We start from the raw sequence: 16,216 nt of genomic DNA on the forward strand, positions 1-16,216 counted from the left end.
TCGACCCGACCGCCGCCGCACTCGGCGCGGACGACGACGCGGACGCGGGTTTCGTGGAGACCGAGCAATACTGAACGCTGCGCTGCGCCGGTCATAGGGACACCTCGCGTACAGGGACAGGAGAACCTCCACGCTGTTCCCTGCCCGCTGGGCGACCTCGGCCGGGTCCGCGCCCGCGCACAAACCCTGGCGAAGGCAGCCGGCGACAAAGCGGCGCAGCTCCGCCACTTCACGTACGACCCGCTGCTCGGCCAGCCGCAGTCGCCGGCTTCTGGGCTTGCCTGCTGGGCCCGTCACCCCAGCTGGTCTGGCGCAAGGCGACCCCGGCCGGGGTTCCCCGCCGTCCTCGGCCACACCGCCCAGGTCACCTCCCCATGCCGGGCCACCGGGGACCCGGTCCGCCTCACCGCGACGCCCGACGGACCCACGAACGTGGAGCCGGCCACCGCCGTGGTCTCCATCGTCACCCCCGACGCGCCCACCACGGCCCGTGCGTCCTTCTGCAACCAATTCCACTTCTTCGCTGGCGTCGGCGCCGACGCGGCCAAGGGCTGGCTGGACCAGCATCCCGGCGCCCGGGTCCTGCCCGTCGCCAACGGCGTCGAACGCCCCCTCATCGAGCAGATCCGCTCCGGCACCGCCGAGACCGGCTGCTGCTGAACGCGGCCGAGGTGGTGAGAGCGGGCGGTGACAGCAGCCTGCCGCCCCTGCGCGAGCGGCTCGTGGACCGGGGCCCTTGCCGGGATCAGGCGTCCTGCCCGACCGTACGGGGGAACGCGCGCAGCAGGCACAGTAAGCGGGCGGGGCCGGTCAGGACCAAGCCGAGTGCGGCCGCGCGGGATGCCGTCGGCTCCATGGTGAAGTGGGGCCAGGCGGCCGCGGGGCCGGTGACGGTCATGTCCGGCGGCCATGCGGCCAGGCCGTCCTCACGTCCTTGAGGGTCCTGCAGCTTAGCGTCGACCGCGCACCCGCAGACCATTGCGCATGAGCAACCAGCCAGGTAGTTGCCCGAGATACTCCACGTCATGACTGCTCCTGATTACTGGCCGATGGCCGTCGCCCGCCAGCGCGGACGACGCTGGCATCAGGAGTGGCCGGCGGAGAGCGGGCAGCCGACGGAGCGCGAACACACCACACCCCCGGACCCGAGCATGCCCCTCGCTGCGGTGGCGCACGACGCCCCCACTGCCCAGGGCCGGGATCCTTTCCGGTGCAACGGGCTCTCCATGACCGACTCACTCTGCGGACGGTGTTGTTCTGGATCCCGGGAAAGCGGTCCGGGTGCGCGGCGGTTTGGACGGCGGCGAAGGCGAAGAAGAACAGCAGCAGCCCCAGCAGCAACAGTCCGATGGAGCCGGCCCCGCGGCCGACGGCCCGGCCCCGGCCCCGGCTCCGCGGGCTTCCGGGCGCCTCGGCGGCGTCCGCGCGCACGAGCCGCCGGTCGAGGGCCGCCCGCAGCCGGTCCACGTCCTCCGGGTCCGCCACGGCCCGCTTGGGCAGGACGACGAAGCCGACGGCGGACTTGTCGGCGCTGAGAAGCACGAACAGCTCCGGGGTCTCGCCATAGCGCGGGTAGAGGTGCCAGTCGAGGCCGGCCGAGCTGTGCGCGGTGGTGAACCGGACCCCGGTGTCGTCGACCGTCCCGCAGATGTCCCCCTGCCGTTGGGCGAGCCGGTGGAGTTTGCGCGCCCTCGACCGCGGCACCGCAGTCATGAAGGCGGCGAAGACCACCACCCCCGCATACAGCTGCCACGGTGTGCATGGCGGCCGGAGCCGGCCGCCGACAGCAGGGCGCCGACGGTCGTGACCGCCACTGCGTGGGGCGACGCGGACTGTCACCTCGTCGTGCTCGAGGCAACTGGTGGCGAGCAGCCCCCGGGCGGGGGCATCTGCCGGGCGGCTGCTTCAGCGGTATTGGGCGTCGGGGCATCGGACGATCAGGGCGGGGCGCCGCTTCGAGGCCCGTCCGCAGGGTGGGGTGTCAGCGGAGTTACGGGTCTTCTTTGCCGGTGGGGTGGTGCGGGCGTATCCGGTCGGCGGGGTTGACGGTGGGCGGGCAGCAGGTGGCGCGGTCCGCGCGGCGGCGGCGTACGACGGCAGCGACAGCGGCGAGGAGCAGGATGACGGCGGTGGCGATCACCCAGGGGCTGGACAGCCAGGCGCCGAGCGCGCCCAGCACGCCCGCGGTGAGCAGCACGGGTCCGGCGCAGCATACGAGCATCAGCAGGGCGGCGCTGATCCCGGCGACGGCCATGCCGCTGCCGGAGGGCTGATGGGGGCGGAAGTGCGGCCGGTGAGTGGCGATCATGGGCGAGCGTCCCGTGAGGGTCAGCCCCGGCTCTCGGGGATCCGGGGACAGCAGTCCAGGGCGGCGACGTTGTCCGCAGCCAGGGAGCGGGCCAGGACGACCAGGTCGGCCACGCGTGGGTCGCCGACGGAGTAGCGCAGCTTGCGGCCGTCGCGACGGGAGGCGATGTAGCCGCAGTCGACCAGGCAGGACAGGTGGACCGACACCCGTGGCTGGGAGATTCCGGTGTGCTCGACGCACTCGGCGGAGGTGCGCTCACCAGCCAGGACGAACTCCAGCAGTTTGAGCCGGGTGGGGTCGCTCAGGGCTCGGAAAAACCGGGCGGTGGTGTCCAGGTGGGTGCACGGGACCGCCGCGGTCTCCGGTGCGGCAAGACCTTGCGGCATGGGGGTCGCCTCCTCGCACTGGAGCTATTCGCCTACCCGCATAATATGGAGCCAGTGACCTATTCGGCAACCCGTATAGCTGGCCTCTGAGGTCGGGGCCGATGTCAGGAGGCAGCACGATGAACAGGAGAGCATCCGGCTTCGACCTGGCGGTCGTCGGCTCCGGCTCGGCGGCCTTCGCCGCCGCAATCGCCGCCACGGGCCAGGGTCGGCGGGTGGTGATGGTGGAGCGCGGCGCCCTTGGCGGCACCTGCGTCAACGTCGGGTGCGTGCCGTCGAAGGCCCTGCTGGCGGCGGCCGACGCCCGGCACAGCACAGCCACCGCAGGACGGTTCCCGGGCCTGGCGCCGGCCCATCTGCCGGTGGGCTTCGCGGAGTTGATGGTCGGTAAGGACGCCCTGGTAACCCTGCTGCGTGCCGAGAAGTACCGGGACCTGGCGGCCCACTACGGCTGGGAGATCGTCCACGGCACCGCCGTCTTCGCCGGGAACACTGACGATCCGGCGCTGGAGGTGGCGCTGAACGGCGCCGGAATCAGGCGGATCGAGGCCGCGCACTACCTGATCGCCACCGGCTCCGCCCCGTGGATACCGCCCGTCGACGGCCTGGCGGAAGCCGGGTATCTGACCTCGACCACCGCGATGGAGCTCCACGCCCTGCCCAGGTCGCTGGTTGTGGTCGGCGGCAACGCCGTCGGCCTGGAGCAGGCCCAGCTCTTCGCCCACCTCGGCACCACAGTGACCGTGACGGAAGCCCTGGACCGGCTCGCCCCGTTCGAGGAGCCCGAGGTCTCCGCCACCATCGAGAGTGTCTTCCGCGACGAGGGTATCGCCGTGCACACCGGTGCGACCCTGACCGCCGTCCTTACCCGTGGCGGGGACAATGTGGCCAGGGTGCGAACCTCCGATGCTATCGAGAGGGAGCTGTGTGCCGAGCGGCTGCTGGTCGCCACCGGTCGCCGCCCCGTCACCGCGGGGCTTGGCCTGGAGCGGCTCGGGGTGAAGACCGGGACGCGCGGCGAGGCCGTCGTGGACGAGCACCTGCGGACCAGCCACCCGCGGATCTGGGCCGCGGGCGATGTGACGGGCGGGCCGCAGTTCGTGTACGCGGCCGCCGCGCAGGGCACCCTGGCCGCCGAGAACGCCCTGAACGGTGCGGCGCGGACGCCGGACTACGCCGCGCTGCCGAGGGTCACCTTCACGAGCCCGGCCATCGCTGCCGTCGGCCTTACCGAGGCTCAGGCAATCGCCGCCGGGCTGCGCTGCGACTGCCGCACCCTGGATCTGGCGTATGTGCCGCGGGCGTTGGTGAACCGGGACGCCCGTGGTCTGGTCAAGATGGTGGCCGAGGCGGGCACCGGTCGTCTGCTCGGTGTGCACGCCATGGCCGATGGCGCCGGCGACCTGATCACCGCCGCCACCTATGCCATCGCCGCCCGGATGACTGTCGACCAGCTCGCCCACACCTGGGCCCCGTATCTGACGATGGCCGAAGCGCTGAAGCTCGCTGCCCAGACCTTCACGGCCGACGTGGCGAAGCTGTCCTGCTGCGCTGGTCACCCTCGCCGAGCGTAGCGAGCGTCAGTTGACGGGCGACCAGCCAGGCCGAGAACTGCGTGGCGGCTCGGATACCCGCTGCGGTCTCCCTTGGAGGCGCTGAAGGATCAGCGGCCTCGTGGATGTAGACAGCCGCCGCCCGAGGGCGGCGAGTGCCTCGTGACTGAATGACACCGGAACTGAGACCAGAACTGCGCCCGGACGCCCATCGGTTCTCGCTGGTCAGCGGCACTTTGGGAGCCCGGCGAGGCGATCGGCCCGGAGCGGTCGGCCGGACTGCCGGTCGGTTCACGCGCCGGCTGCCGTGACGACGGCGTCCGTGACGAAGCCGAGGAGGAGGCCAAGCAGGATGCACCAGGTGGTGAGGGTCTTCAGTCCGGTCCGGCGGGCGACGGCCAGCAGCTCGATGACCACGTAGAGGATCGAGCCGGCGGCAAGACCCAGGAAGGCGATCGACAGGGTGTCGTTGACCAGGTGCTGGCCGACGAGCGTGCCCAGGAAGGTGGGGCCGCCGCCGATCAGGCCGAGCCACAGGAGGGTGATCCAGGACGGACGTTCACCTTCCGCGGCCAGTGGGGCGACGATGCCGAAGCCCTCGGTGGCGTTGTGCAGGCCGAAGCCGATGATCAGCAGGACGGCGAGGGAGAGTTCGCCCTGGGCGGCGGAGTTGCCGATGGCCAGGCCCTCGGCGAAGTTGTGCAGGCCGATGCCGGTGGCGATCATCAGCGCGAGTGAGCCTGCCTGGCTGCGGGTTTTCGGGGCCAGCTCGGCGGTGGCGGCGGCACCGGGTCCCGACGGACGCTCGGCGGAGTTCCGGCGGCGGCTGATCCAGCTGTCGTAATGCACGAGACCGGCCAGCCCGATCGTCAGGCCCGCGGCCAGAGTGCCGCCTCCGGAAGCGACCGTTCCCCAGTCGTGCTTGCTGAGTGCCTCGTCGACCGGTTCCCACGCGTGGGTCAGCACGTCCCACACGAGGAAGACGAGGATGCCGATGGCCACGGCGTTCAGGCCCGCCTTGAGGCGGGGGGTGGGTGTGCGAAGTCGGCCGATCGGGAGGCCGAGGTAGATGGTGAAGCCGGCGATGGCGCCGAGCAGGGTGATGTTCGCGCTGGACATGGGACTCCGGTCTGACGTGCGGGGACGCGAAGTGAGTAAAGGTTAGATGAGCCTTGCCTAACAACCCCTGAAGCGCCATTTCACGCAAGCTTGGTGAAGTCATTACGCGGGGCGCGGCGAGCCCGATGGTCGCTCCCGGGCCCGGCGGTTGTCCTGGGGTGGGCGAACGCCGCACTGACCAATCCGCCGAGCGTCGTTACCCGTACACAGGGAGAGGGCGCTAACTCGCCCGAAACTGACAGGACTGGGGAGGTTCACCCAAAATGATGGTCGACATACTGACCGGGTGACTCTGGATCACAGCTCACTGACCACCCTGGCCGTCCTCGGCGACGCCCTGCGCCGCCGCATGTTCGAGTTCATCCGGCAAGAGCGGCGGCCGGTCACCCGTGAGGAGGTGGCTGACAGCCTTGGGATCTCCCGGAAGCTGGCGGCCTTCCACTTGGACAAGCTGGTGTCGGCGGGGCTGCTTCGGACCCACTACGAATCTCCCGCGGGCATCCGCAAGGTCGGCCGCAAGCCCAAGCTGTACGAGCCGGTGGCCGAGGCCATTGCGGTGAGCATCCCGAGCGTCGCTACGGAATGCCGGCCGACGTCCTGACCGAAGCGGTTCTGACCGAGGGAGAAGGCAAATCGGCCCGCGAGGCCGCACTGCGTGTGGCATTCCAGCGGGGCGAGGGCCTGGGCGGCGCGGAGCGTGAACGGGTACGTCCCGGGCGGCTCGGCGCCGAGCGGGGGCTGACCCTGGCAGCCGGCATGCTCGAGGACTTCGGTTTCGAGCCGGAGCGCGCCGCGCCCACCTTGGTGCGCCTGCGCAACTGTCCCCTCCATCCGATGGCGGCCAGGGCTCCGGAACTGGTCTGCAGCGTCAACCAGGCTTTCCTGGCCGGGTATCTGCACGGCCTGGGAAGCGATCACACCGAAGCCGTGCTCACCCCGCGGTCCGGCGCATGCTGTGTCGAACTGCGCGGGAAGGACACGGCCGGAGGCACCTCGGAGACAGGAACCACCTGCGGTCGGTGAGCCACATCCTGCTTCGGCTCGCGGGCGCGACGTCTCCCCGGTGCCGACCCATCCGTGCGCATGAACAGCTGGAGTCACCATGAACTCCACCCATGCTGCCGAAGCAACCCTGAGAGGAGTGGGAGTGTGCTGTGCCGTCGCCAACACGGTGCTGCACACTCTGCTCGTTCCTGATCATCTCGAGGAGAAGTTCTACATCGGCTTCCTGTTCGCCGTGGGCAGTGCCGTCATGCTCGTGGTGGCGGCGGCCCTTGTCTCCCTGAAGCACGCCATGGCCGCATGGCTGACCGGATCGCTCGTCAGTCTTGGCATGATCATCGGCTTTCTGCTGTCGCGCACCATCGGCCTGCCGGACGGCTATTACGAACCCGGATGGGAACCCCCCCTACGGCCCCCTTTCCTTGATCGTCGAGGGGCTTTTCGTCCTCGCCTTCCTCGCCTGGCTCGGACAAAGGACAGAGACCGGCACAACTTCCCGGCTGCCGTACGAGGTGGACCGCGAGCGGATCACGCAGGGGCCCGGCCCGTCGAAAGCCGGATGAGGGCGGAGCGGCGTGATTGCGGGTGTGCTCTGACGGCGGCCGTCTGAGACTCCGTCAGTCTTCACTCTGCCGTGGCGTCGGCCCCAGGGTAGGAGGTGCGCCGGTGCTGCCGGGCACTGCGGCGCGTGGCTGGAGGCCGTGATCCTGCATGCGGTGCCGCATTCCGCTGGCGGTCACGGACAGCCAGTCGCGCAAGGTGAGGCCGCCCTCGCGGCGCCAGGCCGCCTGTGCGACCGCGTCGACGGCGGAGCAGGCCCAGCAGTCGGGCACCGGAACGAAGGCGTTCGTCGGCGGGCTTATCGGTGGGGATGGACGGCTGGCATCCCCCTGGTCATTGCACATGCCGGGTAGACCTCCGAAGAGGGCGTTGGTAGTGATGGCACGGAGTCGACGGAGAGGGGGCTGAGACCTGCGGCCTCAGCCCCTTCCGAGCGCCTCCTCGGTGTCGGGCGTACGGCAGGCGATGGGCACGCCGACCGCGCCCCCCGGACAGGGCGACGTACCTCTCGACGGGTGAAGCGGCGCGTTGCGGCATGGCGTCCGGGAGTGCCGCCGACGGGGAGCTCCACCGCGGGCGGCGTGGGGAGCCCGTTCAGCTGAGGATCGGGATGAGGCCGAGTGCGAAGACCACGTAGAAGCCGGCCGCGACCGTCAGGCGGGCGGGGGTCAGCTTGTGGGCGCGCATGGTCAGCAGCAGGTAGACGATCGCGGCCATGGTGATCAGCCCGGACCACAGCAGAGCGGCGTCGAAGTGCCAGCGGGTGAACAGCAGACCGAGCCCGGAGGGCACGGTGGCCTGGATCATCATGGCGCCGGAGATGTTCGCCAGCGCGAGCTTGGTCTTGCCCTGACGGACCCAGATCACCGCGTTCATGATCTCCGGCAGCTCGGTGGCGATCGGGGACAGCAGCAGCGCGGTGACCGCGGCCGACAGGCCCAGCATCGGGCCGATCGCGTCCAGCTGCTTCACGAACAGCTGCGAGGCGAAGAAGATCACCACCAGAGTCACCAGGGTCTGCGCGACCACCGCCCAGGTGGCCGGGGAGGCGGCCTTGGGCTGGAACTTCAGCGGCTCCAGCTCCGGACCCTCCTCGTCATCCCCCTCGTCGCCGCCGCGGATCTCCCGCCAGAAGTAGACGGCGTAGGCGGCGAAGAACAGCAGGCCGAGCACGGGCTTGAACGCGAACGCGACCAGGCCGAGCGCCACCTTCACGATGAAGATCGGCAGGAACCACTTCTGGTCCTTCGCCAGCCGCTTCATGTCCGCAGCACTTCCCAGAGCCTCCTCGGCCTCCGGGTAGGTGGGAGCCATGCCCGTCTCGGCGAGGACCGCGACGCGTTCCTTGCGGCGTTTGAGCAGCAGCATCGCGCCGGTCACGCCGTAGGCGACCGTGGCCAGCGCCAGCGGGCCGCCCATGGCCGCGCCGACGCCGATGTCCTTGGCCTCGTCGGTGGCGCCGGTGGTCACGGCGACCAGCGTCACCACGGACTCGGGCAGCGCGGTCCCGAAAGCGGCGAGGATCGTGCCGACCGCCATCTTCCCGACGTTGAGGCGCTCGCCCAGCCACTCCACGGCGTTGACGAACCACTCACAGGAGAGATAGATCGCCACCGCACAGACGATCAGCAATACGAAATGGATCACGGGTCTCGCTCAGCCTTCCCGCACCGGCGGGGGCATCGAGAACAACCGCGAAGGGGGACGGCGGCAGCTTCGACCCCGCCGACACGCTGTACACGTCGTCGACAAAGGGCCGAAGGTCTCGCCCACCCGCATCCTTACCGGAAGCGAGCCCGGCCACCGGGAACCCGAGGGCTCCAGTGTGTCGACGACCGGTTTGCGGGGCTACTCCCCTTCGCGATGCTCACCCTACACAAGCCTTGCGGCTCGCTCAGTTGCCGAGGTCACTCCGGGCTTTGCGATCGGACCCTCTCCGGCGTGAGGCCGCAGACCGGAGCCCTTGCCGGACCCGGCTCTTGCGCGGCGGCGGCGAGCGCGGCGGAGAGGTCAGCCGTGTTCCGGCGGGCCGGCCCGACTGGCCGGTAGCAAAAGTATGCGAACTCGATATGTAAGACCTGGATGCAGGTATTGCACGCTACTGACCAGTCGAGTCGCGAGCGCTTCACGGAGGGGCCCCCGCTCTGGGCAGGTCGATATGGACTCGCCCAACTGGCCACTTGCGTCCGGTTGTTGCGGTGCGCAATCCCGGCGGACCCTCCGCGGCTCCCGGTTTGAGCGGAGGTGAATCCGGCCGCGCTCCGGCAATGAGCCGGGCTCCTGGGTGCGGCGGCCGCCCACTCGCGAACGCACGTTGTGCATGAGGTCGCATTGACCATGCACTGCTACTTAGGTAAGCCTTCCCTCATTCCTGTGAGTCCTCTTGGAGGTATCTGTGTCCGCCACGCCGTCGAAGTCGTCGGTTTCTCGCCGCCCAGCGCCCGCGCTGTCCGCGGCCGGCCCGGCCCGGCCGTTGAGCCCGAACGACTCCTGGTGGACGGTGGCCGCATCCGCTGTGACGGCCTGTCTGGCGCTGTCGGCCTATGCGTGGGTCTCACTCCACCTGCACGCCGACCCTGCCCTGCACACCGCGGCCCTCTTCGTGCACCTCGCCTCCCTCATCCTCGGGTTCGGCGCGGTCCTGGTCGCGGACTACTACGCGCTGCTGTGGATGTCGGGACGCTGCACCCTGCGCGAGACCCTCGACAGCACCGCACGCCTGCACGTCCCGATCTGGTCCGGGCTCGTCGGCCTGGTCGTCAGTGGGGCAATGCTCCATCCCGATCTCGCCTCCAACCTCACCCGCACCAAGCTGGCCCTCGTCCTGATCCTCACCCTCAACGGGCTGCAGGCCGGTCTCCTCAACAAGCGCATGCACGGCGAGGCGACACTTCTGGCGAGACGGACCCTGATCTGGGGAGCCGCTACGGCCCTGATCTCTCAGGTCTGCTGGTGGGGCGCCGTCGTCATCGGATTCACCAACAGCCAGCACTAAGGCCCCTCCCCGAACGCAGAACCCCCTGCCGGAGCCGGCCGACGGGGGTTCCTCACCTCTCCCAGCCCCTATGAGCGGGGTCCTGGCTGTAGCCATCTGACCAGGTGGAAGACCTCTCGGGCCGCATAGCGTTTGAGGCATCGGACGATTTCGCGTCGGGTCTTGCCCTCCTTGCTGCGACGCTCGGAAGACTCCTCATTGCGCGGGTCGAAGCGCAGGCGGGTCCGGCGACATGCTCCGCGTGGCCGAGTCGCTCACCCCGGGGGAAGTCCACGGTCACGACAACCCGATCCGCGGGGCGGCAAGCCGACCGGGCCGGACAGCCGCAGGAGTCGGACGTGCTCCTCCCGCCTCCGAGCGCTGTCCGGTGGCCCGGATGTGTTCTGTGTTCCGGGTGCTGGCGAAGAAGCGTGTGCGCGTCCGAGCCATCTGCCCTTCGGCGAACCGGCGGATGCCGCCATGGCGGTGGATGCTCTCGGCGTGATGCCGGTGGCGGCTGCTGTGGGTGTGGGCTCGGTGCGGCTGTGGATCAGGGAGGTGGCCGCGGCGATGAGGGCCATGGCGATGGCCAGGGTGAAGACGACGACCAGGCCGTCGTGGAAGGGCCGGGAGATCAGGTGGGGGAAGAACTCGCGCCCGGTCAGGATCGCCGCGTTGGCCCGTGGTAGGTGGCTGAGGATTGCTGGGCCGAGGAGCTGCTGGATGGGGTTGTAGCCGAGGAAAGCGGCGAACAGGACATCGACCGGCGACAGCGAGGCGACTGCGTGAGCGGCTGGGGCGGGCACGTGCTGGGCGGTGAGGCCGGAGCTGAGGGTGTGCGGCAGTGAGCCGGCGAGTCCGGCGACCATCAGGGAGAAGAAGACGCCCAGGGACAGCACCGTGCCGGCGTTCTGGAAGGTGGCGCGCATGCCGGAGGCGGCGCCGCGGGCGTCCGGCGGAACGCTGGACATGATGATCGAGGTGTTCGGCGCTGCGAACAGCCCGTTGCCGAGGCCGTTGAGCAGGACCAGGGCGGCGAAGAGGCCGTAGGGGAAGTCGGTGGGCAGGAGGAGGAGCCCGGCGAAGGAGGCGGCCATCACGAGGCATCCGGCGACGGCGAAGGGCCGGGCGCCGAATCTGTCCGACAGGGCTCCGGACACCGGCCCGGCCGCGAGGAAACCGAGGGTGAGGGGCAACAGGTAGATGCCTGCCCACAGCGGGGTGTCGGCGTAGTCGTGTCCGTGGAGCGGCAGCCAGATGCCCTGCAGCCAGATGATGAGCATGAACTGCAGGCCACCGCGGGCGATCGCGCCCAGGAGCGTGGCCGCGTTGCCGCCGGTGAAGGCGGCGTCGCGGAACAGCCGCAGCGGGAGCATCGGTTCGGCAACGTTCGCCTCCACGATGCAGAAGGCGGCCAGGGTGAGCGTGCCGCCGATGAGGCTGGCGAGCACCCAGGGGTCGGTCCAGCCCATGGTGTGTCCGCCGTACGGCTGGATGCCGTAGGTGATGGCGGCCAGCAGTGCCGTCAGCCCGGCGGCAAAGGTGAGGTTGCCCCACCAGTCGATCCGCCCGGGATTGCGGATGCCCGTCTCGTGCAGCGACTTGTACGCCCACACGGTGCCGATCAGTCCGATCGGCACGTTGACCCAGAAGATGGAGCGCCAGTTCCACTCCACGAGCGCGCCGCCGAGGACCAGGCCGATGAACGTGCCGGCGATGCCGGCGACCATGTTCACGCCGAGGGCCATGCCGCGCTGCCGGGCGGGGAAGGCGTCGGTGAGGATGGCGGTCGAGTTGGCCATCAGCATCGCGCCGCCGACGGCTTGCACGATCCGCCATCCGATCAGCCACAGCGCACCGGCCGAGCCGTGCAGCGGGTCGACGGAGAGGATCACCGAGGTGACGGTGAAGACGACGAATCCCGCGTTGTAGATGCGTACCCGGCCCCGCATGTCGCCAAGCCGACCGAGGGTGACGACCAGCACGGCGGTGACCAGCAGGTAGCCCATCAGCATCCACAGCACGTAGCTGACGTTGCCGGGCTGGAGCGGGTCGAGACGGAGGCCGGTGAAGATGCCGGGCAGCGAGATCAGCACGATCGAGCCGTTGACGGTCGCGATCAGCACGCCGAGCGTGGTGTTGGTCAGCGCCACCCATTTATAGCGGGGGTGGTCGGCGCTGATCCAGGCACGGAGACCGCGGGGCCGAACGCCGGGGGCACTGCCTGCCGGGCCGGGGCTTTGGTCGGTGGTCACCGGCAGTCCTCCCTCCTCCGCTTCCTGTCGGAAGAGCGGGTCAGTTCACGGTTGCCGGGCTGAGCGCGGGTATGACCGCGAAAGTCGTCCACGGAGCGCGGTCGACGACCAGGCGGCGCAGCATGCGTACCTGGCGCGGTGCATTCCAGCCGAGTACGCCGGCCACCCTCCCGCGGTGCCCGTAGGAGGCGGCGAAGCGGCCGTCCGACGGGTCGCCGTAGACGATCCGCATCTCAGCGTCCGGCGGGAAGATCCCGTACGCCTGGATCCTGGTGTCGTACTGGTCGGTCCAGAAGTAGGGCACAGGAGCGAACGGAGTCGCGTCGCCGAGCAGGTTGCCGGCCACGGCCATGGCCTGTTCGGTGGCGTTCATCCGATGCTCCAGCCGCATGCGGGTGCCGAAGTGCGCATTGGGCCAGGAGGCGACATCGCCGGCGGCGTAGATCCCAGGTGCCGCCTGGCAATACGCATCGCACTCCACCCCGTCTCCCAGCCGCAGGCCCGAACCTTCCAGCCAGCCGGTCGCGGGCGCGGCACCGAGGGCCAGGACGACGACGTCGGCCGGCAGCATGGTGCCGTCGCCGAGTTCCACTCCGGTCACCCGGCCGCCGGCGCCGCGCAGCCGGCGTACCGGCACTCCGCAACGCAGGCGTGTTCCGTGGTCCCTGTGCACCTCGGCGATGAGCCCGCCGATCCGGTCCCCGAACGGGCGCCGCACCGGGACCGGTTCCGGCTCGGCCACGGTCACCTCCAGGCCCATGGCCCGGGCAGCCGCGGCGACCTCGGTGCCGAGGAATCCGGCACCGACCACGACCACCCGGGGCCCGGCGAGCAGCGCGGCGCGCAGGGCGAGGGCGTCGTCGAGCGAGCGCAGGACATGGACTCCGGCCAGGTCGCTGTCGGGCAGGCGCCGGGGAGCCACACCGGTGGCGATGACCAGGGCGTCGAATCCGACGCTCTCGCCGCCTCCCAGGCGCACCCGGCGGCCCGGGACGTCCAGCGCGACGGCGCGTTGTCCGAGCCGCAGGTCGGCCCGCAGCCGCGCGAGATCCGGTAGGGAGCGCAGGGTGGCGCGTTCGGACTCCCAGGCGCCGGTCAGGATCTGCTTGGACAGCGGCGGCCGGTCGTACGGCGGGCGGGACTCCTCGCCGATCAGGGTGAGGTGACCGTCCCAGCCTCGGCGGCGGAGGGTCTCGGCCGCGGTCAGGCCGGCGGCCGAGGCTCCCACGATGACGATCCGGTTCACTCCTTCGTCTCCTGTTCTTCCAGCCAGATGGCCTGGGCCGGGCAGAGGGCGACGGCCTGCCGGACATCGTCCGCGAGGCCCTCAGGAGGGTTCTCGGCGAGCAGGACGACGATGCCGTCCTCCTCGCGCTGGTCGAACACCTCCGGTGCGCTCAGCACGCACTGGCCGGAGGCCACACACTTGTTCTGGTCGACGATCACCTTCATCGGATCCTCCTTTCCTGCGCGGCACTCGGCCGCGCTCACCAGGTGACGGGCAGCTCGTAGACGCCGTAGACGGCCCCGTCGTGCTTGAACGGGATCTCGTCGAGATCCACGGCGAGCTTCAACGTGGGGATGCGGCGGTAGAGGGTGCCGTAGACGACCTGCAGCTCCACCCGGGCCAGCGGCTGGCCCAGGCACTGGTGGACGCCGAAGCCGAAGGCCACGTGGTGGCGGGGGTTGCGGTCGATGTCCAGCCGGTCGGGGTCGGGGAAGGCGTCGGGATCGCGGTTGGCAATGTCGTTGGCGAGGACGACGCCCTCGCCGGGGCGGATGATCACGCCGCCGACCTCGATGTCCGCCAAGGCCACCCGGCGCCGTCCGCTGTGCACGATGCTGAGGTAGCGCAGGAGTTCCTCGACCGCCGAGGCGACCACCTTCGGATCGTCGCTCTCACGCAGCCGGTCCAGCTGGTCCGGGTTCTGCAGCAGGGCCACGGTGCCCAGCGCGATCATGTTCGCGGTGGTCTCGTGCCCGGCGGTCAGCAGCAGCATCCCCATACCGGCCGCTTCATGCCGGGAGAGCTCACCGGCCCTGACCCGCTCGGCCAGCGTGGAGAGCAAGTCGTCGGCCGGGTGGGCGAGTTTGACGCCGATCTGCTGGTCCAGGTAGTCGAGCAGCTGCTGTGTGGCCACCCGCGCCTGCTCCACGGTGCTGGTGCGCTTGATCAGGATCTTGCTGTTGGCCTGGAAGAAGTCGTGGTCGGCATACGGGACGCCGAGCAGCTCGCAGATCACCAGTGACGGCACCGGCAACGCGAAGCCCTGCACCAGGTCCACCGGCTTGGGCCCGGCGAGCATGGTGTCGATCAGGCCGTCGACGATCTTCTGAATGGCAGGCCGCAGCGCCTCCACCTGCCTGATGGAGAAGGTTGCGGTCACCATCCGGCGAAGCCGGGCGTGCTCCGGATCGTCCATGTTGATGAAGGTCCGCGACTGCCTCCGGCGCTCCTTTTGAGCCGGGCTCAGATGGGGGTAGTGCGGGCGGTCGCTGTCCGAACTGATCCGCGGATCGGCGAGTAGAGCCCGTACGTCGTCGTAGCGGGTGACCAGCCACGGGGTGCTGCCGTCCCACAGCCGCACCCGGCTGATCGGAGCCTGGACCTGCAGGGCATGCAGGGCCGGCGGCGGATCGAAGGGGCAGCGGGCAGCCCGGGCCATGGGGTAGTCCGGTACCTGCGCCGACGGCACATCGGTGCCGGGTGCCGAGAAGGTGTTCATGGTTCTCCGCCCTTTCCGGAAGTCGGATATGGGGGCAGTGCCGGGACCGGGCCCCAGTGCGCCGGGCGCGAAGGAGCAGATCCCGCCTGCGGGAGGAGACACCGAAGAGCGCAGCCAGGAGGCTCAGGAGGGCGATTCGCCGCCGGAAACACTTGGTCGCGAGGCGGCTTGCACCATCCGGCGCACGACGGGCAGGGCCGTGCGCATGGCCTCGCCCAGCGCCCGCACGTCCTGCTCGGGCAACGCGGCCAGCATGTCGGCCACCCGGGCACACTGCGCGCGCCGGCGCTCGGCCATCACCTCTCGCCCGGCTTCCGTGATGGCAACGAGGCGGACCCGCCCGTCCTCGGGATGGCCCACTCGAGTGGCCAGACCCTGGTCCTCCAGCCGCTGTACCAGAGCGGTCATCGACGGTTGGGCGATGCCCTCCGCCGCTGCCAGCGCGGTCAGCCGGATCGGACCTTCCCGCTCCAGCCGGCTGAGCGCCGCGGCGGTGGTCAGACTCATGCTCTGCCGCTCCGACAGAAGGTGTCTGACCAGCCCGGTGGCCAGCTCGTTCAACGCCGCCGCCACCTCCTGGTGACCCCCTTCGGATGTCTCATCCATACATCCACCTATATCACCCTTCTATATAGCTTGTCTATATTCTCCACCTATATAGACAAGCTATATAGAAAGGTGATATATATGCACCGTAGCCCCTTGAGGGTTCTGGTCACAGCCCAGGCGCCACGTTGGCGCCGGAGGAAGGTGATGACCGTGACCTGCACCTACGCCCCAGAGGCACCCCCACGGCAGGGCCCTGCTCGCAGTCTGTCGGCATCCGTCGGCACATGGACCCTGGCGCACCGCCCGGAAGCCGCCGGAGAAGCCCGCAAGATCACCAAAGAACTCCTGGCTCAGTGGAGTGTCGCTAAGGACGCGGCCGACTCGGTCCTTCTGACCGTCTCCGAACTCGTCACCAACGCCGTGGAGCATGCCCGACCCCCACTGAACTTCGGACTGAGCCGCGACCCGGGCACCCAGCGAGTGCACATCGAGGTGTCCGACGGAGGCCCTGCCGCCATGGACGGCGACTGGGCAGGCAGCCGCACCCCCCACGAGCACGGCCGCGGACTGGAGATCGTCGACCAGCTCACCGCCGCGCACGGCGACCGTGCGGAACCCGGACGCGCTGTCCACTGGGCCGACGTCACCAGCGTGCCCTGACCCGACCGTGCGACAGAGCCCGGCGCGCGCGATCGTCCCCGCGTCCCGTACGGAGCGGCGAGTGAGCATCGGGTACGCCCGCGCCTCAACCACCCGGCAGGCGTCGGCGAGCCGGCTCAAAGC

General features: G+C 70.0%; 18 protein-coding genes. 7 read left to right on the top strand and 11 right to left on the bottom strand.

Annotated features, from left to right (window positions below; all coding sequences use genetic code 11):
- The first annotated feature begins 243 nt into the window (after positions 1–243).
- Positions 244–660 carry an organomercurial lyase gene (gene merB, locus ACFZDJ_RS53590; RefSeq protein ID WP_391070544.1) on the top strand — a complete coding sequence of 139 codons (417 nt, stop codon included), beginning with the start codon at positions 244–246 and terminating at the stop codon, positions 658–660.
- 85 nt (positions 661–745) lie between these two features.
- On the opposite strand, the gene ACFZDJ_RS53595 is transcribed toward merB, so the two are convergent.
- The 4 genes from ACFZDJ_RS53595 to ACFZDJ_RS53610 all read right to left on the bottom strand — a co-directional run bounded on the left by ACFZDJ_RS53595 (position 746) and on the right by ACFZDJ_RS53610 (position 2,694).
- Positions 746–898, bottom strand: a complete 153-nt coding sequence (locus ACFZDJ_RS53595) for a hypothetical protein (protein WP_391070494.1) — start codon at positions 896–898, stop codon at positions 746–748.
- A 125-nt stretch (positions 899–1,023) separates the two neighbouring features.
- Complete coding sequence (locus ACFZDJ_RS53600) at positions 1,024–1,713, bottom strand: YcxB family protein (RefSeq protein WP_391070495.1); 690 nt, start codon at positions 1,711–1,713, stop codon at positions 1,024–1,026.
- A 277-nt stretch (positions 1,714–1,990) separates the two neighbouring features.
- Positions 1,991–2,308 carry a hypothetical protein gene (locus ACFZDJ_RS53605; RefSeq protein ID WP_391070497.1) on the bottom strand — a complete coding sequence of 106 codons (318 nt, stop codon included), beginning with the start codon at positions 2,306–2,308 and terminating at the stop codon, positions 1,991–1,993.
- 20 nt (positions 2,309–2,328) lie between these two features.
- On the bottom strand, positions 2,329–2,694 hold the full coding sequence (locus tag ACFZDJ_RS53610) for a helix-turn-helix transcriptional regulator (protein ID WP_168512730.1): 366 nt from the start codon (positions 2,692–2,694) through the stop codon (positions 2,329–2,331).
- A 119-nt stretch (positions 2,695–2,813) separates the two neighbouring features.
- Here ACFZDJ_RS53610 and merA point away from each other — a divergent pair, with 119 nt between their 5' ends.
- Positions 2,814–4,268 carry a mercury(II) reductase gene (gene merA / locus ACFZDJ_RS53615; RefSeq protein ID WP_391070499.1) on the top strand — a complete coding sequence of 485 codons (1,455 nt, stop codon included), beginning with the start codon at positions 2,814–2,816 and terminating at the stop codon, positions 4,266–4,268.
- 270 nt (positions 4,269–4,538) lie between these two features.
- On the opposite strand, the gene ACFZDJ_RS53620 is transcribed toward merA, so the two are convergent.
- Complete coding sequence (locus ACFZDJ_RS53620) at positions 4,539–5,366, bottom strand: ZIP family metal transporter (RefSeq protein WP_391070500.1); 828 nt, start codon at positions 5,364–5,366, stop codon at positions 4,539–4,541.
- Between the two features lie 286 nt (positions 5,367–5,652).
- Here ACFZDJ_RS53620 and ACFZDJ_RS53625 point away from each other — a divergent pair, with 286 nt between their 5' ends.
- The 3 genes from ACFZDJ_RS53625 (at position 5,653) to ACFZDJ_RS53635 (ending at position 6,978) form a co-directional block, all read left to right on the top strand.
- Positions 5,653–5,967, top strand: coding sequence for a helix-turn-helix domain-containing protein (locus ACFZDJ_RS53625; RefSeq protein WP_391070502.1), 315 nt, complete (start codon positions 5,653–5,655; stop codon positions 5,965–5,967).
- Positions 5,949–6,389, top strand: coding sequence for a hypothetical protein (locus tag ACFZDJ_RS53630; RefSeq protein ID WP_391070504.1), 441 nt, complete (start codon positions 5,949–5,951; stop codon positions 6,387–6,389). The genes ACFZDJ_RS53625 and ACFZDJ_RS53630 overlap by 19 nt, the downstream gene beginning before the upstream one ends.
- 79 nt (positions 6,390–6,468) lie before the next feature.
- The gene (locus ACFZDJ_RS53635; RefSeq protein WP_391070505.1) at positions 6,469–6,978 is read left to right on the top strand and encodes a hypothetical protein; all 510 of its coding nucleotides are present in this window, start codon (positions 6,469–6,471) and stop codon (positions 6,976–6,978) included.
- A 545-nt stretch (positions 6,979–7,523) separates the two neighbouring features.
- Here the strand turns inward: ACFZDJ_RS53635 and ACFZDJ_RS53640 are convergent.
- Positions 7,524–8,576, bottom strand: a complete 1,053-nt coding sequence (locus ACFZDJ_RS53640; RefSeq protein ID WP_390942101.1) for a sodium:calcium antiporter — start codon at positions 8,574–8,576, stop codon at positions 7,524–7,526.
- A 748-nt stretch (positions 8,577–9,324) separates the two neighbouring features.
- Here ACFZDJ_RS53640 and ACFZDJ_RS53645 point away from each other — a divergent pair.
- Positions 9,325–9,924 carry a hypothetical protein gene (locus ACFZDJ_RS53645; RefSeq protein WP_391070507.1) on the top strand — a complete coding sequence of 200 codons (600 nt, stop codon included), beginning with the start codon at positions 9,325–9,327 and terminating at the stop codon, positions 9,922–9,924.
- Positions 9,925–10,178: 254 nt separating this feature from the next.
- On the opposite strand, the gene ACFZDJ_RS53650 is transcribed toward ACFZDJ_RS53645, so the two are convergent.
- From ACFZDJ_RS53650 to ACFZDJ_RS53670, 5 genes are all read right to left on the bottom strand, one after another.
- A complete protein-coding gene (locus ACFZDJ_RS53650; RefSeq protein ID WP_391070509.1) occupies positions 10,179–12,158 on the bottom strand; it encodes an MFS transporter in 1,980 nt (659 codons plus the stop codon).
- 40 nt (positions 12,159–12,198) lie between these two features.
- Entirely contained in the window at positions 12,199–13,404 is a 1,206-nt protein-coding gene (locus ACFZDJ_RS53655; protein ID WP_391070511.1) for an FAD-dependent oxidoreductase, read from the bottom strand.
- Positions 13,401–13,610 carry a 4Fe-4S domain-containing protein gene (locus ACFZDJ_RS53660; RefSeq protein WP_390942108.1) on the bottom strand — a complete coding sequence of 70 codons (210 nt, stop codon included), beginning with the start codon at positions 13,608–13,610 and terminating at the stop codon, positions 13,401–13,403. Before ACFZDJ_RS53660 ends, ACFZDJ_RS53655 begins: the two co-directional genes overlap by 4 nt.
- A gap of 35 nt (positions 13,611–13,645) precedes the next feature.
- Positions 13,646–14,884 carry a cytochrome P450 gene (locus tag ACFZDJ_RS53665; RefSeq protein ID WP_391070513.1) on the bottom strand — a complete coding sequence of 413 codons (1,239 nt, stop codon included), beginning with the start codon at positions 14,882–14,884 and terminating at the stop codon, positions 13,646–13,648.
- 123 nt (positions 14,885–15,007) lie between these two features.
- On the bottom strand, positions 15,008–15,445 hold the full coding sequence (locus ACFZDJ_RS53670) for a MarR family transcriptional regulator (RefSeq protein ID WP_391070515.1): 438 nt from the start codon (positions 15,443–15,445) through the stop codon (positions 15,008–15,010).
- A gap of 192 nt (positions 15,446–15,637) precedes the next feature.
- On the opposite strand from ACFZDJ_RS53670, the gene ACFZDJ_RS53675 reads away from it, so the two are divergent.
- The gene (locus tag ACFZDJ_RS53675) at positions 15,638–16,093 is read left to right on the top strand and encodes an ATP-binding protein (RefSeq protein ID WP_391070517.1); all 456 of its coding nucleotides are present in this window, start codon (positions 15,638–15,640) and stop codon (positions 16,091–16,093) included.
- Positions 16,094–16,216 lie beyond the last annotated feature (123 nt).

Origin of the sequence: Streptomyces sp. NPDC007896 (genome assembly GCF_042959425.1) — a bacterium.
GTDB lineage: Bacteria > Actinomycetota > Actinomycetes > Streptomycetales > Streptomycetaceae > Streptomyces.

What these genes read in the sequence shown, in the direction of transcription:
- ACFZDJ_RS53595 (WP_391070494.1), bottom strand. Translation starts at nt 898, where the DNA reads ATGACCGTCACCGGCCCCGCGGCCGCCTGGCCCCACTTCACCATGGAG.
- ACFZDJ_RS53600 (WP_391070495.1), bottom strand. Translation starts at nt 1,713, where the DNA reads ATGACTGCGGTGCCGCGGTCGAGGGCGCGCAAACTCCACCGGCTCGCC.
- ACFZDJ_RS53605 (WP_391070497.1), bottom strand. Translation starts at nt 2,308, where the DNA reads ATGATCGCCACTCACCGGCCGCACTTCCGCCCCCATCAGCCCTCCGGC.
- ACFZDJ_RS53610 (WP_168512730.1), bottom strand. Translation starts at nt 2,694, where the DNA reads ATGCCGCAAGGTCTTGCCGCACCGGAGACCGCGGCGGTCCCGTGCACC.
- merA (WP_391070499.1), top strand. Translation starts at nt 2,814, where the DNA reads ATGAACAGGAGAGCATCCGGCTTCGACCTGGCGGTCGTCGGCTCCGGC.
- ACFZDJ_RS53620 (WP_391070500.1), bottom strand. Translation starts at nt 5,366, where the DNA reads ATGTCCAGCGCGAACATCACCCTGCTCGGCGCCATCGCCGGCTTCACC.
- ACFZDJ_RS53630 (WP_391070504.1), top strand. Translation starts at nt 5,949, where the DNA reads ATGCCGGCCGACGTCCTGACCGAAGCGGTTCTGACCGAGGGAGAAGGC.
- ACFZDJ_RS53635 (WP_391070505.1), top strand. Translation starts at nt 6,469, where the DNA reads ATGAACTCCACCCATGCTGCCGAAGCAACCCTGAGAGGAGTGGGAGTG.
- ACFZDJ_RS53660 (WP_390942108.1), bottom strand. Translation starts at nt 13,610, where the DNA reads ATGAAGGTGATCGTCGACCAGAACAAGTGTGTGGCCTCCGGCCAGTGC.
- ACFZDJ_RS53665 (WP_391070513.1), bottom strand. Translation starts at nt 14,884, where the DNA reads ATGAACACCTTCTCGGCACCCGGCACCGATGTGCCGTCGGCGCAGGTA.
- ACFZDJ_RS53675 (WP_391070517.1), top strand. Translation starts at nt 15,638, where the DNA reads ATGACCGTGACCTGCACCTACGCCCCAGAGGCACCCCCACGGCAGGGC.